The following is a 16,468-nucleotide window of genomic DNA, read 5'->3' as shown; positions in this document are numbered from 1 at the left end:
ATGAGGAATAAACAGCTACCCCAAGACTCAAATCGCGAAATCCTCACTCGTGGTTTGACTCACAGCCCCTCCTGACCGAAGCTGATGGCTTTGCAAAAACCTGCCATCCCCCGGATTCCTGCATGCCTCAGTCCCGCCGCTACTTGCTCATCAGCCTCTGCGTATTGCTCGCCCTCGCCCTCGCCTGGTTTTTTCTGCGCAGCACGACGCCTGTGGTGCCGGCGGCGATCAAGCATGGCTACAGCGAAGCGCTGGCCCAGGCTCGCGCGGGTCAACCGGGAGCGGCGCGAGTGCTTTATCAGCAATTGGGGCGCCCTGACCTGTCGGCCAAGCGCCGTGTGTGGCTGCATGCCGAACTGCCCAACTACCCAAGTCCGCAAGCCCTGAAACTGGCGAATGCAGACCTGCAACATCCCTCGGCGGATGTGCGCATCGCCGCGATCAAAAGCATCAGCGGGCTGGTGCCCAGTGGGCAGCGCAGCCTGTTACTGGGGCCTTTGCTCGATGACGGCGATCCGAGCGTGCGGTTTGCGACGGTCAACGCCTTGTTGGGCCTGACGCCGGATGAACTGGGGTTGTACTTCGGCCCTTTGGAGCAAGCGATCGATGCCTGGGAACAACGCCTCAAGCGTCAGCCGGAAAGCGCCGAAACCCAATACCAACTCGCGCGCTTGCACTTGCACAATGCCGAACTGAAGGACGCGCAGCAGGCCCTGGAGCGCTCGTTACAATTGGCGCCCGGCAACTTGCCGGCGCTGGTGATGCAGATCGAAGTGCTTGATAAACAGGGCCAAAGCGATGCCGCCAGGCAATTGTTGGCGAAACAGCTCAAGGCGCAGCCTGACTCGGCCTACCTGCAACATGCGCTGGGGCTCTGGTTGCTGCATCACGGGCAAAGTGAGTTCGCCCTGCTCGGGCTGTCCAAAGCCGTGGAGCTTGAGCCGGACAACAAGGATTACCGCTACGACCTGGCCACCACGCTGCATGCTGAGCAAGAGCTGGAAGCGGCGCAGAACCAGCTGCAGGAAATCGTCCAGCGTCACCCGGCCGATCGCAAGGCGCGCGTGCTGCTGATCAATTACTGGAAGGAAAGCGGACAGTTGCAGAACGTGCAGGTATTGCTGGCACAGCTGGAACAGCTCAATCCGGATGATCCGGCGTTGCAGCAAGGTCTGTAAACGATCGCTCTGTAGCACAAATCAGAGCAGGAAAAGGTTGAACCGTCGTCTCGGCAAAAGGTCAAGTGATCAGGCAGTCCACTCAGGCGCTTCCAGCCTGCTGCCTCGTTTCCCCTAGTCATGAGAGGGCATTTCTTGTCTACATCTAACGAGCTGATCAGTGCAAAAGCCGCCACCGGCATTGAAGGTCTGGATGACATCCTGGCCGGTGGATTGTCCCGCGGTCACCTGTTCTTGCTGGAGGGTGAACCCGGAACCGGCAAAACCACCGTCGCTTTGCATTTTCTGTTGGCTGGCGCCCGTGCTGGCGAGCGCTCGTTGTACATCACCTTGTCGGAAACCGAGCGCGAGCTGCGCCAAGGGGCGTTGTCCCACGGCTGGGAGCTGGATGAGAACATCCACATCTTCGAGCTGACGCCGCCGGAAAGCCTGCTCAATGCCGAGCATCAACAGAGTCTGCTGTATTCCTCGGACCTGGAGCTGGGCGAAGCCACCAAACAGCTTTTCGAAGCGGTCGAGCGGGTCAAACCGACCCGCGTAGTGGTCGACAGCCTGTCCGAAATCCGCCTGTTGGCCCAAAGCTCTTTGCGCTACCGCCGGCAGATTCTGGCCATCAAGCATTACTTCGTGCGCTACCAGGCCACGGTGCTGCTGCTGGATGACCTGACCACCGAAGCCCTCGACAAAACCGTGCACAGCGTGGCGCACGGGGTGATTCGTCTCGAAGAATTGACGCCCAACTACGGTGCCGAACGCCGACGCATCCGCGTGGTGAAGTACCGCGGTCAGAAGTACCGCGGCGGTTTCCATGACTTCACCATCATGGGTAACGGCGTGCATGTCTTCCCGCGCCTGGTGGCGGCCGAACATCGCGGGCGTTATACCCGCCAGCAGTTGACCAGTGGCATCCCGGAAATGGATGCCCTGCTTGGTGGCGGTATCGAGACGGGCTCCAGCACCCTGATCCTCGGTCCGGCCGGTACCGGCAAATCACTGATCTCGATGGTCTTCGCCGCTGCGGCGGTGGCCCGTGGCGAAAAGGCCGCGCTGTTCATTTTCGATGAAGAGCTGGGGCTGCTGTTCGAGCGTATGAAAAACATCGGCATTGACCTGAAGGCCCTGGAAGACACCGGCAACCTGCTGATCGAGCAAGTGGATGCCGCCGAATTGTCCCCCGGCGAGTTCTCCTACCGGGTTCGCCGTTGTGTCGATGAGGGCCATATCAAAACCGTGGTGATCGACAGTATCAACGGCTATCAAGCGGCCATGCCCGAAGAAAATGCCCTGGTGCTGCACATGCACGAGTTGCTGCTGTACCTCAATCGTCAGGGTGCCGCGACATTCATGACCGTAGCCCAACATGGGCTGGTCGGTGACATGCAGGCCCCCGTCGACATTACCTATCTGGCCGATACCGTCATTCTGTTGCGCTACTTCGAGGCCCTGGGCAAGGTTCGCCGGGCAATCTCGATCATCAAGAAACGCACCGGCAGCCACGAATCGACCATTCGCGAGTACCGCATCAGCAGCCAGGGCATGACCATCGGTGAACCACTGGATGCATTCCAGGGTGTATTGCGTGGCGTGCCCACTTACCTTGGCGCGAGCAATCCGCTGCTTAAGGAAGATGTCCAGTGACGGCCATGGAGGCAATGTCCGAGCGTGCGATTATTCTTGCGCCGCTGGGCCGCGACAGCCAGATCGCGCTGATGATGCTCAACGAAGCAGGGTTCGAGGGGGTCATCGCCCGGGATCTGGGCACGTTGTGCAACGAGCTGTCACTGGGTGCCGGCCTGTTGGTGATTGCTTCCGAGGCCTTGTTGGGCGCAAACCTTGAACCGCTGCTGGGTCTGATCGAGCAGCAACCGGCGTGGTCGGATCTGCCGATCGTACTGCTGACCCACCACGGTGGCCCGGAGCAGAACCCTGCGTCGCGACTCGGTTTGCAGTTGGGCAACGTGACCTTTCTCGAGCGACCGTTTCATCCGGTCACGCTGATCAGCCTGGTCACCACAGCGTTGCGCGGGCGACGACGGCAGTATGAAGCCAGGGACCGTATGATTGATCTGAGCCAAAGCGAACTGCGTCTGCAAAATACCCTGGAAACCCTCGAACAACAGGTCGAGGAGCGCACGGCACAATTGCGCCACAACGAAGAAGCCCTCAGGCAGTCCCATAAAATGGAAGCGGTCGGCCAACTCACCGGCGGTATTGCCCACGACTTCAACAACATGCTGACCGGTATTATCGGCAGCCTCGAGCTGCTGCGTCGGCGCCTGGCCCGGGGACGCACCGAGGATCTGGACAGCCTGATCGATCTTGGGGTGACCTCAGCCAACCGCGCGGCCGGCCTGACCCATCGACTGCTGGCGTTCTCCCGACGCCAGTCGCTGGATTCAAAACCGGTACAGATGAACACCCTGGTGGTGTCCATGGGTGAATTGTTGCAGCGCAGCATCAACGAAAGCATTCACCTGGAAATGCAACTGGACGAGCAACTGTGGGTGGCCGAGGCCGACCCCAACCAACTCGAAAGCGCCCTGCTCAACCTGGTGCTCAACGCCCGGGATGCCATGCCCGACGGTGGAAATCTGCTGGTCAAAACCTCCAATCAGCATCTGGATACGGGGTTCACTGAGGCCCACAGCAATCTGCAACCGGGCGATTACATCGTCCTGAGCGTCACCGACACCGGTTACGGCATGCCACAAAGCACCATCAACCGGGCCTTTGATCCTTTCTTCACGACCAAGCCCATCGGCCAGGGCACAGGCCTGGGTTTGTCGATGATTTATGGTTTCAGCAAACAGTCCGGCGGCCACGTCAGCATTCACAGTGAAGTCGGAAAAGGCACCACGGTCAGTCTGTTTCTGCCGCGTTTCAGCGGGGAACTGCTCCAGGACACCCGAGTCGATGCCCAACACACTCCTTTCGCCCGGGACGGCGAAACCGTGCTGATCGTCGAGGACGATCCCGCCGTGCGAGTCCTGGTCAGCGCCGTATTGAGTGAATTGGGCTACGCCTTCGTTGAAGCGAGCGATGCCGACAGCGCCATGCCGATTCTCGACTCCGGCCAGCGAATCGACCTGTTGATCAGCGACGTGGGCCTGCCGGGTATGAACGGCCGGCAACTGGCGGAAATCGGCCGGCAGTATCGGCCTGATCTCAAGGTATTGTTCATCACCGGGTATGCCGAACACGCAGCGGTGCGCGGGGGCTTTCTTGATCCCGGCATGCAGATGATCACCAAGCCGTTCACTTTCGATTTGTTGACGGCGAAGGTGCGGGAGATGATTCGGGTCTGATGTGTTATCCGGAAAATCACACCTTGATCGCACGGCACAGCCACTCAGCATAGACCTCGATTTGAAGCCTGTCAGCTGTCAACTCTGACAGCTATTCAGTTCACTTCCTCCTTGATTAAATCTCCTCTGAAATCCGCAGAGCGGCCCGGTAGGTCGCTCTGCGCCCGCCTGCCACGCGCAGGTCACATTCAAGGGATGGACAGGCAATGAAGGAAGTCATCGCGCTGATGTTGATGGTTGTTTTGGCGGGCTGTCAGGTTCGCGAACAACAACAATCGGCTCCAAATGAACAGACGCCCATGCGGGCCGTGCAAGCTGAAACCGGCATCGCCAGCACCCTCTCGATTTCGGCACAGAATGGCACCACCGTCGCAACCAACCTGACCAATCGCTACAACGATGTTCGCCCTGATTGCGGCAAGCCCAGGCTGGCGGCCCTCTACTGCCGTGGGATCATTTTGCGAGCGACAGTACCATCGGATGCTTATTCAAGCTGGAACCCCAGCCCGCACTCTCAAACCAGCGGCGGCGTTTCATTTACATTTTTGGGCAAAGACGCGAAGTTCAAAAACCTAGTGTTTGGGCGAAATAACGGCTTTATTTTTTACCCCCGACTATCGCAGCCATATGGCACAAAACACATCGAGATTCTGTGTGCATACCCAAGAGACGGCGCGACTATGGCGAGGGATAAGCCGGGGTGCGGTGCTCACCCTTATGCACCCGATCGGAGTGGACTCTGCCAGACAATCGGTATATCCACTGCTGAACAATGGATCGCAAACTGGAATCAGAACATTTGGAATATGTGTGGTTTCGATGTGAGCTATTCAATGAACAACCTGAGCGCCGATTCGTTCTACCAATCTATTAGGGCTCACAATCTGAAAAACATGTTCGCCGATTCATACGACTACACCGAGTTGATCCTGGCCACCTGGCCGCAGAACATTCCTCAGGAACTGCCCATCGAGGCGTTTTTCTATCTACCCGGCGGGCTCGCCGGCGCACAACATGATCAACGTGACTTTTACGCTAAAACCGGGGGAAAGGTTGTCCCGATTATAAAACTGACGTTACCCTCCGCTGCCACGGCCGATGCGACTTTCACTTACATTCAGGCAGATCAGGTAAAACCTTGACTCGCCGAAATGTACCACCGCGCGTAGGCGAAAGACCGACGCGCAGCTTCAGGACAGCATGTCCTGCATGATCTTTTGCAGCACATCCAGATCGAACGGCTTGGCCAGGATCGGCGCTTTGCGGGTGATCGGGCTGTCGGTCTCACGAATTTCCTGCGGATAGCCGCTGATGAAGATCACCTTGAGCTCCGGTCGCAGCTTCACGGCGGGTTCGGCGATCTGCACACCGGAGATTCCCCCCGGTAAGCGGAAGTCGGTGATCATCATGTCCAGATGCGGTTTGCTCGCCAGAATTTCAAAGGCCTGCTCGCCGTTTTCGGCTTGCAGCACCCGGTAACCCTCACCCGACAAATAAGCAGACAGCACCATCAAAATCGAAGGGTCATCTTCGACGATCAGTACCACATCTTGTGCATCTTCACTCATGGAAAGCCTTTGTTCGGTCAATAGCTGCTGATACGACCGTGCGGTCACTCAGAGGTTGCGTTTATCGGGCTGTTTTCCTGCAGCGGCAGACAAACGCGAAACAATGCGCCTTCGCCAATCCGGCTCTCGACGGTGATGGAGCCACCATGGGCGGCGACAATCTGCTCCGAAATAAACAGCCCCAGGCCCAGCCCCGCTACAACGGCCTTGGCGGAAACCCGTTCGAACTGCTGAAAAATGCGCTGCTGATTCTCTTCACTGATCCCGATACCGCGATCCTGAACCTCAACTCGCGCCTGCCCGTCGTGATTGTACACGCGTACGTCGATCGGGCTCTTGGCGCCATAACGCAGCGCATTGGTCAACAAGTTGGAAATCACTTGTTCGATACGGAACTCGTCCCAGTTGCCCACCACGGGCTGGTCGGCCGTCAAGGTCACCGACGACTCTGCGGTCTCGACCTGCGGTGTGAAATTTTGCAGAAGATTCTTTACCAGCTGCACCAGATCCAGCCGACTGGGGCGGATCGACAGCTTGCCCGTGCGGATGCGCGACACATCGAGCATGTCTTCGATCAGGCGGATCAGGCTTTTGATCTGCCGCTCGTCGCGGTCGACCATGGCGTGCATCTTGTCCAGGGTGAATGCCGCGGCGTTATCCCGGGCCAGATGCATTTTGCGCAACTGGGTTTCGAGAATCAGGCCATTGAGCGGCGTACGGACTTCGTGGGCCACGATGGACATGAAGTCATCACGCATGCGCACCGCTTGCTCCAGCTCATTTTGGGTGTTCTGCAATTGTTTGAGCAACGCCTCCTGTTCACGGCGACTTTGCTCCAGCGCTTCGACCTGGTGCTTCATCGCTTTGCTCTGGCGATACAGATCGACGAAGACATTGACCTTGCTCTTGACCGCATGAACATCCAGCGGCTTGTGCAAGAAATCCACCGCACCGCTTTCGTAGCCCTTGAACGCGTAATTAAGCTCGCGGCCGGCGGCACTGACGAACACAATCGGGATGTTTCTGGTTTTTTCCGTACCGCGCATCAACTCGGCCAGTTCGAAGCCGTCCATGCCGGGCATCTGCACATCGAGAATGGCCATGGCAAATTCGTGTTGCAGCAACAGCGATAAAGCTTCGTCGGCGGACAGGGCTTTGTAGACAATACGGTCTTCACGCCTGATCAATGCTTCGAGCGCCAGAAGGTTCTCCGGCAGGTCGTCGACGATCAGTAATTTGGCCTGGATATTACTTAGCATGCGATTCCTTCCAGCTCGACAAAAAAACGGTCGATGCCGCGAAGATCCAGCCGATGAGTATCCAGCACTGCACTGTTCATGATTTGCGATAGATCCGTTCTGGTTTGATCAATGCTTCAAACTGGTTGCCATAGGCCGAGAAGTCCAGGGTTTCTTTACTGCCCAGTGCCAGAAAACCCCGATGGCACAAGGATTCGTGAAATAGCCCGAAGGCACGATCCTGAAGCTTTTTATTAAAGTAAATCAATACATTACGACATGAAATCAATTGAGTTTCCGAGAACACACTGTCGGTAGCCAGGCTGTGATCGGCGAAGGTCACGTTGTCGCACAGGCTCTTGTCAAAAATGGCGTAGCCATAAGCCGCAGTGTAGTAATCGGCGAACGAACGCTGGCCACCGGCCTGCTGGTAGTTGTGAGTGTAGGCCCGGACATTCTCCAGGGAGAAAATCCCTTGCCTGGCTTTATCCAGCGAGCGCGGGTTGATGTCGGTGGCATAGAGGATGGTGCGATCCAGCAAGCCTTCTTCGCGCAGCAGAATCGCCATCGAATAGACCTCTTCGCCGGTGCTGCAACCAGCGATCCAGACCTTGATCGACGGCCAGGTCTTGAGCAGTGGCACCACTTCCTGACGCAGTGCCAGGAAATGCGAAGGGTCGCGGAACATTTCGCTGACCGGGATCGTCAGCAATTGCAGCAGTTGCATGAACGCGGTCGGATCGTGCAGAACCTTCTCTTGCAGCGCCGAGATGGTTTTGCACTCGAACTGGCTCAAGGCGTGATTGACCCGGCGTTTGATCGACGCGCTGGAGTAATCGCGAAAATCGTAGCTGTACTTGAGGTAGATCGCCTCGATCAACAAGCGCAGTTCGATTTCGGTATTGCGTTCCACTAAATTCGTTCCATCTTCGGTAACCACACACGAATCAGCGAGAACAGGCGATCCAGGTCGATGGGCTTGGCCAGGTAATCGTTGGAACCGGCCTGCAAGCAGCGCTCCTGATCATCCTTCATGGCCTTGGCCGTCACCGCAATGATCGGCAACTTGCGCCAGCGCGGGTCCTTGCGGATTTCGAGGGTGGCTTCGAAACCATCCATTTCCGGCATCATCACGTCCATCAGCACCAGGTCAATGTCCTCGACTTCATTCAACTTCTCGATCGCTTCACGGCCGTTGCGACCAATGACCACGATTGCGCCTTTTTGCTCCAGCGCGCTGGTGAGGGCGAAGATGTTGCGTACATCGTCGTCCACCAGCAGCACTTTACGGCCCTCGAAAACCTTGTCGCGGCTACGGGCGGTCTTGAGCATCGTCTGGCGTTCATGGGACAAGCGGGATTCGACTTTATGCAGAAAGAGTGTCACTTCGTCCAGTAACCGCTCGGGCGAGCGCGCGCCCTTGATGATGATCGAGCGCGAATACTTGCGCAGCTCGGCCTCTTCGTCCCGGGTCAGGTTACGTCCGGTATAGACGATCACCGGCGGGAACGAGCAGATATCTTCGGTGGACATACGTTTAAGCAAGTCGTTGCCGAGCATGTCCGGCAGCTTCAGGTCGATGATCATGCAGTCGAAGATCGTGGTGCGCAGCAAGTCGAGCGCATCCTGCGCCAGGCCGACGGCGGTGATTTCAATGTCATCGTCGCCGATCAGTCGGGCGATGCTGTCGCGCTGCACATCGTCGTCTTCAACCAGCAAGACCCGTTTGACCTTCTGCGTCAGTTTGGCTTCGAGGCGGGCAAACACAGCCTTGAGTTCCTCGCGGGTGGCCGGCTTGACCGCATAACCGATGGCGCCCATGTGCATGGCGGCCTCGACGCGGTCTTCGACCGAAATCACATGCACCGGGATGTGCCGGGTTTCGGCATGTTCTTTCAAACGCTGCAATACCGTCAGCCCGGAATGATCCGGCAGGCGCATGTCCAACAGAATCGCATCGGGGATGAACTGCCTGGCCAGGTCGTAGCCTTCGTCGGCGCCGTGGGCCACCAGGCACTGATAACCCAGTTCATGGGCCAGGTCGTAGAGAATGTGCGCAAAGTTCGGCTCATCCTCCACCACCAGAATGCAGCGAGTGGCGAATGGCGCCTTGTTGCGATCATCGTCGAAACGCGGAATGTCGACCTCGGCAATCAGCGGCACAAGCGCAGCAACCACGGCGTTTTTCTGCACGGCAACCGGCGTGGCTTTCATCGTCTCGACAGGCGCGTCGCCCGGTTCGACGTACTGCTGCGGCAGCACCAGGGTAAACACACTGCCCTGCCCAGGCGTACTGGCCACGCTGATCGAGCCGCCCAACAAGGTGGCCAGATCACGAGAAATCGACAAGCCCAGGCCGGTGCCGCCGTAACGACGATTGGTGGTGCCATCGACCTGACGGAAGGCTTCGAAAATGCTTTCCTGCTGGTCCGGCGCAATACCGATGCCGGAATCGCGGACGATAAAGGCGATGCCGTTGCCCGGCTGAGCAGCGACGCTCAGGTTGACGGTGCCCGTTTCGGTGAATTTCACTGCGTTGGACAGCAGGTTCTTGATCACTTGCTCCAGACGCTGGCGGTCGGTGAACAGCATCAGCGGTGCATCGGCCATCAATTGGATCTGGAAATCCAGGTTCTTTTCCGCAGCCAGCGGCTGGAACATGCCCCTCAGGCCTTCCACCAGACGCGCGACACTGGTGTTCTCTGGACGCACCTCAAGCTTGCCGGCCTCGACCTTGGAAATGTCGAGAATGTCGTTGATCAGGTTAAGCAAGTCATTGCCAGCGGAGTAGATCGACTCGGCGAACTTGACCTGCTCGGCGCTAAGGTTTTCCTGCGGGTTTTCCGCCAGCAGTTTGGCCAGAATCAATGAACTGTTCAGCGGCGTGCGCAGTTCGTGGGACATGTTCGCGAGGAATTCTGACTTGTACTTGCTTGAGCGCTGCAATTCTTCGGCGCGCGCTTCGAGCTCAACTTGAGCCAGATTCAGTTCGGTGTTCTTCAGGTCCATGGCATCGCGTTGCGCGGCCAGGATCTGCCCCTGCTCGGCGAGTTGTTCGTTGGTTTGCTCCAGCTCGACCTGCTGTTTTTCCAGGTGAGTCTGGGACTCCTTGAGAATCCGCGATTGCTCTTCCAGTTCTTCGTTGGCGGTCTTGAGTTCTTCTTGCTGAACCTGCAGTTCTTCGTTGAGTTGCTGGGTTTCGGCCAGCACTTCCTGCAAGCGATGACGATAGCGGGCGGCCTCGATCGAGGTGCCGATGTTGCCGGCAATCAATTCGAGCAGTTCGACGTCACGATCCGTGAGCGTGCGCAGGAAACCCAATTCGATCACACCGTTGACCCGATCGTCGTCACTGGTCGGCACCACCAGCACGCTATGCGGCAGGCCTTCGCCAAGACCGGAGCTGATTTTGAAGTAATCACTCGGGACGTCGTCGAGACGGATCAAGCGCGCCTGTTGCACCACTTGGCCGACAATTCCTTCGCCACTGTAAATCTGCTGCTCAAGCGCTTCCTGTTCCCGGGAGAAACCGTAAGACGCGATGCGCTTCAGGCCACCATGATCCTCACGGACATAGATCGCCGCGACAGCCGTCCCTAAATATTGGGCGCAGAACTGCAGAATGTTGCGTCCCAACAGATTGAGGGATAGCTGCCCCAGGACTTGCTCGGCCAGTTCGGTCTGCCCGTTGCGTAACCAGGCTTGCTGTTCCAGACGCCGGGCACTGGCCTGTTGTCCCGCGAGGTTGGCACTGTAGTTTTGGGACAGGTTGAGCAAGTCCCGACGGCCAATGTAGGCCAGCATCCCGCTGATACCGGCCACGAACAGCAGATAAAGGGCGATGCTCCAGATCGTGGTACGGCGCACTTCCTCGTTACGAGTGGTGCGCAACTGCTGCTCCATGTCGATAACGTCTTCGAATTGCTTGCGGATCTCATCGGTCAGCCGCTTGCCGCGTCCGGCCTTGACGGCGCCACGGTAGTCACCGCTGGCACGCTGCAAATCGATCATCGACTGCGCGTAATTGGCCCATTCTGTCTGCAAGGCCTGGAGCCGGCGCAGCCGATCCGTCTGGACCGGATTGTCGCCTGTCAATTCGAGCAAGGTAGTGAGAGCGACGGCGATTCTCGGCTTGGCCGTCTCGTAGGGATCAAGGAAATGTTCGTCGCCGCTGAGCAGGAACCCGCGCATGCCGGTTTCCAGATCGACGGTCAGCTTTATCGCCTCATTGGCATTATTGATCACCCGGTCGGTGTGCTGGACCCACTGGAACACCGACAACAGGTAGATGATCAGCGAAACGAAGAAAACCGCGCTGATGACGCCGACACCCAATGGCAGGCTGACGTTGCGGCTCAGAAGTTTACGGAATCGTTGCTCATCAACCGAGGACGCAGAGGTCATGGGGAAGCCTTGTCGTACTGTTGAAAACCATCGAGTCTGCCCCAAAACGGCCGAGCCGATCCATTTTTCTGACATGTTTTACGGCAAAATCCCGCATTTAGCTGCTCTGGGACAAAGGAGCGGTTAATCTCTGCGGCTCTTGTGCGGCTATTGTTTTTGTAGCGCGTCGGGAACTTGTCGTGATTCGTCACTTACTCATGCAAGAGCCCGGCGGTTTCGATCGACCGGCAACCGCGAATTCAACCTTTGAGAGCCCCACTATGTCCGACAACGCCTCCACCATTCTAGTCGTCGAAGACGATGCCATTGTGCGTACACTGATCGTCGATGTGCTGGAGGAGCTCGAGTTCCGGGTGCTTGAGGCCGATGGCTGTGAAGAGGCGCTGGAGTTCATCAACGATGAGGACCAGGACATCGACTTGCTGATGACGGATGTGGGATTGCCGGTCATGGACGGTCGTGAACTGGCCAGGCAGGCGCGCATGCTGCGTCCCAAGTTGCCAATTCTGTTCGCCAGCGGTTATGCCGAAAGCATCGAGGTGCCTGAGGGCATGCATAGCATCGGCAAGCCATTCTCGATTGATCAGTTGCGGGACAAAGTAAAGAACATCATCAAATAGAGATATCGACAATCAAACCTCTTCAAATAGCAATGAAGGGGGCATCCCCCCCAGACAAGTTCTCAATAATATAATTCAGAACTACCAACACTTGCAAAACACACTTACACAACAACTCTTGATAAACGCAAGACAACAAACGAGGATCCCCAAACATAGAACCCAAACCAAATGGATTTATCATGATCATCAGACATACCCCACCGACTCAAAGATACTTATCCAGATCTGTCACCGACACCGCCATTCAAGCTCACCATACTCAAAGTGATAATAGTGAGCGAAGTGAAGTTATATATAAGTTAAAGCAGCGCGGAGAGCACCTCGCCCCTTCGCAAGCCATCACGCTGGAAGGTGCCCTCATCTCCCTTGACTCCGGATCGACGCTTGAAGACGCTCTGCAACCCGGCAGGGCACTGCTACAAACAATGACCGAACAACACGCCTTCAAAAAACTAATGGTCACCCTCAGACTTCCCGAGCACTCCCTGTTCGAAGTAACTTCCGAAGGCGAAATAAACGCAAGATACTCAGGCAACACAATTGGCTTTGCGAACGCATTCAAACTTGCACCGGACCTGAATGATGATCTTCATACACTGGTTGAAATGGCGCAATTGACCGGTGGCATCATCACTCTCGCTGACCAAGTCGAGTTGGCGCAATGGCTGAAATTCCATGGTTACACCATCCCCCGAACCGCCGCCGAAGGTTTCAGGCTGACAGAATTCATGCAACTGAAGCCGCCAGTGAGTCCACCGCTTGGTAACTACTGGGAAATGATCAAAGCCGGGGGAGACAATTCCGTCACTCTTTCTGCCGTTCAGCGTAGCGAATTTCGCAAAATCATCAGCAGTTACATCAAGGATCAGTCGTTACTTGAGCACCTGGTCAATGGCATTTTGGGCGGTAGGTCTACCCCCTTCAAACGCTCGGAGGCTGAGGATATTCTTGAAAAAATAGTTTCCAGCCCCATCGCTTTTTACTGGGCCAACGCTTATGTGCGGGATCTGGGCTGGTATGGCGCGCAAGAAAACCAACCCCAAACAGATGAGTCGCTCAAGCTAATGATGGTGACTTCGCTCTTGCTCAATCTTCATCCTGGAGTCGGCGAACAAGAGCCTCGCAATCATGTGGCAGGTTTCAACTTATATGCTGTCGAGCACATGGAAAAATCCTTCGCCGATGTCCAAACGGAATTCGAAAGGCACCTGATCGAGAACCACCGGATTACCGAAAAAAATGCGGCACTGGCCGCTCACCTGTTGCTGGCAGAAGCCGCACCGGAATTTCTGGTGAGAGATCTGCCTCCCACCCTGTTATTGGGCACGCCGCAATGGGTTGAATTATGCCGGATCGTCGCGGTGGAGGAAATCATTGCGCCGGGATCGACGCGCTCGATGACTTATGCGCAGCTACAACACCTGTCGAAGTTTGACGCGGTCTCCGAGTCGCGAAAGACGCTCGACGCTCTCGCTGCCGTGGATCCTGTGATTGATTGGGCATTGTTTAACAAAATCGTCACGCCGGATGACGTAGAGAAGTCGGTCACGGACTCGCTTGAAGTGGCATTGGACGCGTACGCCCGACACGCCAAGACGCTTGCCGAAACGGCGCAAACATTGTCTCGCCCTCTGCCGACTCGCAAGATCGTCGCACTGGACATCCTCAAGCAGGTCGCCCCAGGATGTACCTATCTCGAACAAGACGTCCTTCACCAAACGAAAAATCGACCAGTGGAGGACTCTTACGCCGACCCGTTTCCCGTATCGCCTGTCGAACTGCACATGTCTAATGACCTGGCGACCGGTGACTGGGATCTGAAGAAGGGCGAAAGTATCTACAAAGCATTTCCCCGCATGCTCCCCAACCTGATTGCTCCTGATGGTGAGTTCTACCGTCAGTTCAATCGTGACTATGTGGCTCATGTACAAGCAATGAACATGCATTTAAAACTGGCATTTTCATCATTGCCACTGCCTGATCGGACACGGCTGCTAAAAGGCAAGGTGACGATATTCACCATAAGACCATCAGTCGCTAAACTCCAGCCGATCACTACTCTCCCCATGAACCCCATCGCGTCAACCCTTGATGCGATTCTGAAGGTGACCGAGCGCAAACCGACGGAAAGTCATAAGGAGATAGAGGAAGCAACGGGTCGCTACGGTGTAGTCATCTGTTCACACTTCGAGGGCCGAGTGACTTGTTACGAATTATTCACCTTGCACGGAACCTGTCGCGAAAACACCGAGCTGGCAGCGCTTGTGCAAAGGGAAAACCTTTTAAGCACAACCGTTCGCAGCAGTAAGAAAAACTACTCTCTTCCTGCAAAGGTGCATCAGCTGCCCACAAACATCGAGTGTTATACCCACGGGGTAACGCCCGGCCTCGTCAACGTCAGTGCTGGTGTGATCGACAAAATCGGTGAGTTGTCAGCGTCTCCCCAGACTTCAGAAATCAACGGCTATTACCAGAGTTTCTATTCGACAGAGTTCGACTCATTGGTGAACTTCGTACTGAAGCACAGGCCAATCGCGACCTACGATGAACTGGTGAGAGAGTGCTGGGGACAGACCAGGCTGGAGGCATTGCGCGCAAAACGGGAAAAGGATCTGGATACGTTTCTTAATTTTGTCGTGCCCTTCAAATCCTGTATCGAAGATCTGAACTCAGACGATCTGGATCGACAATTCCAAGGGGTGGCTGGGTGTACTTTAGAAGCCGCGATGACCGTTCTGTTAGTAGTCGGAGCCGCCGCCAAGATTGCCAGCCTTGCCGCCAAAAGCATGAGCATTGCTACCAAGGCGAGCGCGATGGCTTCGACAGGTCTCGGATTAGTGAGCAGCCTGTTCAATCCGCTGGACGGAGCTTCCGACTTGCTTTTGCACGGCGCAAAACTGTTGCGCAAAGGGTGGCGCAACAGTGTGGCCGCACTCGATAAGGCGGTTTTCGATGCGCGTAAATGGTCGGGCGTAACGCCACACCGCCACCTGGCCGCAACTGTCGACCCTGACACTATTCGCCTAGGAACCTGGCGTCCCGCGCAAACTTCCCAGGATGCCTTTCAGGTATGGGGTATACGCCGCAATGACGAATGGTACGCTCTGAACCGATTGGGCCAGCCTTGGGGAGCCAAACTGGAAAATTTCAATTACAAATTCAAACTGCCTACCCTGCCGTGGCACAGGATCATGCCCAAAAGCTACACCCAACGTTACATGAAGAAGGCTATTCCCGCCGCCAAAGCCAAACTGGACAATGCGATCCACTTATTGGCCGATGCAGAGCCAGACACCGAAGTTCGCAAGGTTCTCGAATATCTGTTTGGGACGGGATCCGACGAAGCTGCTCAACATATCGGGCTAAAACTGCGAGCAATGCGTAAGGATCTCGATGCTTTCACGCTCTCCAATGTGTCGTTTAGAAAAGCCGATGTCAGCGCAGTGGCAGCATTGAATGTGCCTGATTACAAGCGGTGGAAGAAGGCGGTAATTAATGGGACTGTACATAAAGAATCGATCAAGAAATTCATCAAGATTTATCCGGAACACCTGGATGATTTTTATCGCACAGCACGCTACGATGAAACCCGAATTGCCGACGTCTTGATCCATGAGATGTCACATGGCGCACCTGGCACATTCGACCTCTATTATGGGAAAACTCTGGATCGTGTTGAATTCGACGTGGCTCCATTAATTGATTTGGCGCGCAACCCTCGCATGGTTGACCCGTCATTTTCGAACCCTTACAGGACAGTGGACACGGAAAAATTTACTCATCTACACAACTTTGAATCCATCCGCCCCAGTCTTCCGACTCTGGTTCAAAAGCATCCAGCCTTGTACAACGCAGACTCTTACGAGGTAGCGGTTTCTTTGATTGACCAAATCAAATCCGATCCTACTGGGTTTCACATAAATATGGCAACCATAGCAACGGCGCTACGCAGCACCGAGACCGATCAGTTCATCGGTACGTTAGAAATCAATCTTGGCAGAGTACTGGCCTGACGTTTTGCTCTCGATGCCAAGACTATCTGGCTGATTGAACAGAAAAAATGCCAGTCCCGCTCAGGGCTGGCATTTTTGCATTTATCGTTTCCTATCCAGAACAAAAGATCCAGCAACCATGTAACGAGTGCCCAGCGTC

10 protein-coding genes are annotated in these 16,468 nt (G+C 55.9%); 6 read left to right on the top strand and 4 right to left on the bottom strand.

Annotation, left to right across the window (positions count from 1 at the left end):
• The first annotated feature begins 122 nt into the window (after positions 1-122).
• The 4 genes from PSH97_RS13830 to PSH97_RS13815 all read left to right on the top strand — a co-directional run bounded on the left by PSH97_RS13830 (position 123) and on the right by PSH97_RS13815 (position 5,625).
• Positions 123-1,178 carry a tetratricopeptide repeat protein gene (locus tag PSH97_RS13830; protein WP_305449670.1) on the top strand — a complete coding sequence of 352 codons (1,056 nt, stop codon included), beginning with the start codon at positions 123-125 and terminating at the stop codon, positions 1,176-1,178.
• Positions 1,179-1,313: 135 nt separating this feature from the next.
• A complete protein-coding gene (locus PSH97_RS13825) occupies positions 1,314-2,816 on the top strand; it encodes an ATPase domain-containing protein (protein ID WP_305449669.1) in 1,503 nt (500 codons plus the stop codon).
• Entirely contained in the window at positions 2,813-4,483 is a 1,671-nt protein-coding gene (locus PSH97_RS13820; RefSeq protein ID WP_305449668.1) for a response regulator, read from the top strand. The genes PSH97_RS13825 and PSH97_RS13820 overlap by 4 nt, the downstream gene beginning before the upstream one ends.
• A gap of 206 nt (positions 4,484-4,689) precedes the next feature.
• Positions 4,690-5,625: a halovibrin HvnA gene (locus PSH97_RS13815; protein WP_305449667.1), complete on the top strand. Its 936-nt coding sequence runs from the start codon at positions 4,690-4,692 to the stop codon at positions 5,623-5,625.
• A gap of 48 nt (positions 5,626-5,673) precedes the next feature.
• Here PSH97_RS13815 and PSH97_RS13810 read toward each other — a convergent pair whose 3' ends face one another.
• The 4 genes from PSH97_RS13810 to PSH97_RS13795 all read right to left on the bottom strand — a co-directional run bounded on the left by PSH97_RS13810 (position 5,674) and on the right by PSH97_RS13795 (position 11,693).
• Entirely contained in the window at positions 5,674-6,051 is a 378-nt protein-coding gene (locus PSH97_RS13810) for a response regulator (protein WP_305449666.1), read from the bottom strand.
• A 44-nt stretch (positions 6,052-6,095) separates the two neighbouring features.
• Positions 6,096-7,310, bottom strand: coding sequence for a hybrid sensor histidine kinase/response regulator (locus PSH97_RS13805; RefSeq protein WP_305449665.1), 1,215 nt, complete (start codon positions 7,308-7,310; stop codon positions 6,096-6,098).
• 76 nt (positions 7,311-7,386) lie between these two features.
• Positions 7,387-8,202 carry a CheR family methyltransferase gene (locus PSH97_RS13800; RefSeq protein WP_305449664.1) on the bottom strand — a complete coding sequence of 272 codons (816 nt, stop codon included), beginning with the start codon at positions 8,200-8,202 and terminating at the stop codon, positions 7,387-7,389.
• Positions 8,202-11,693: a response regulator gene (locus PSH97_RS13795; RefSeq protein ID WP_305449663.1), complete on the bottom strand. Its 3,492-nt coding sequence runs from the start codon at positions 11,691-11,693 to the stop codon at positions 8,202-8,204. The genes PSH97_RS13800 and PSH97_RS13795 overlap by 1 nt, the downstream gene beginning before the upstream one ends.
• Positions 11,694-11,953: 260 nt before the next feature.
• On the opposite strand from PSH97_RS13795, the gene PSH97_RS13790 reads away from it, so the two are divergent.
• Together PSH97_RS13790 and PSH97_RS13785 are read left to right on the top strand one after the other, a co-directional pair.
• On the top strand, positions 11,954-12,313 hold the full coding sequence (locus tag PSH97_RS13790; protein ID WP_305449662.1) for a response regulator: 360 nt from the start codon (positions 11,954-11,956) through the stop codon (positions 12,311-12,313).
• A gap of 182 nt (positions 12,314-12,495) precedes the next feature.
• Entirely contained in the window at positions 12,496-16,329 is a 3,834-nt protein-coding gene (locus tag PSH97_RS13785; RefSeq protein ID WP_305449661.1) for a hypothetical protein, read from the top strand.
• Positions 16,330-16,468: the final 139 nt, after the last annotated feature.

The sequence above is a fragment of the Pseudomonas cucumis genome (assembly GCF_030687935.1).
In the GTDB taxonomy this organism is placed as follows: domain Bacteria; phylum Pseudomonadota; class Gammaproteobacteria; order Pseudomonadales; family Pseudomonadaceae; genus Aquipseudomonas; species Aquipseudomonas cucumis.
The sequence above is the reverse complement of the archived record's forward strand: the minus strand, read 5'-3'. Positions and strand labels throughout refer to the sequence as shown.

Excerpts from the sequence above, each read along its gene's own strand:
- PSH97_RS13795 (WP_305449663.1), bottom strand. The coding sequence starts at position 11,693 with ATGACCTCTGCGTCCTCGGTTGATGAGCAACGATTCCGTAAACTTCTG.
- PSH97_RS13785 (WP_305449661.1), top strand. The coding sequence starts at position 12,496 with ATGATCATCAGACATACCCCACCGACTCAAAGATACTTATCCAGATCT.
- PSH97_RS13790 (WP_305449662.1), top strand. The coding sequence starts at position 11,954 with ATGTCCGACAACGCCTCCACCATTCTAGTCGTCGAAGACGATGCCATT.
- PSH97_RS13805 (WP_305449665.1), bottom strand. The coding sequence starts at position 7,310 with ATGCTAAGTAATATCCAGGCCAAATTACTGATCGTCGACGACCTGCCG.
- PSH97_RS13830 (WP_305449670.1), top strand. The coding sequence starts at position 123 with ATGCCTCAGTCCCGCCGCTACTTGCTCATCAGCCTCTGCGTATTGCTC.
- PSH97_RS13810 (WP_305449666.1), bottom strand. The coding sequence starts at position 6,051 with ATGAGTGAAGATGCACAAGATGTGGTACTGATCGTCGAAGATGACCCT.
- PSH97_RS13815 (WP_305449667.1), top strand. The coding sequence starts at position 4,690 with ATGAAGGAAGTCATCGCGCTGATGTTGATGGTTGTTTTGGCGGGCTGT.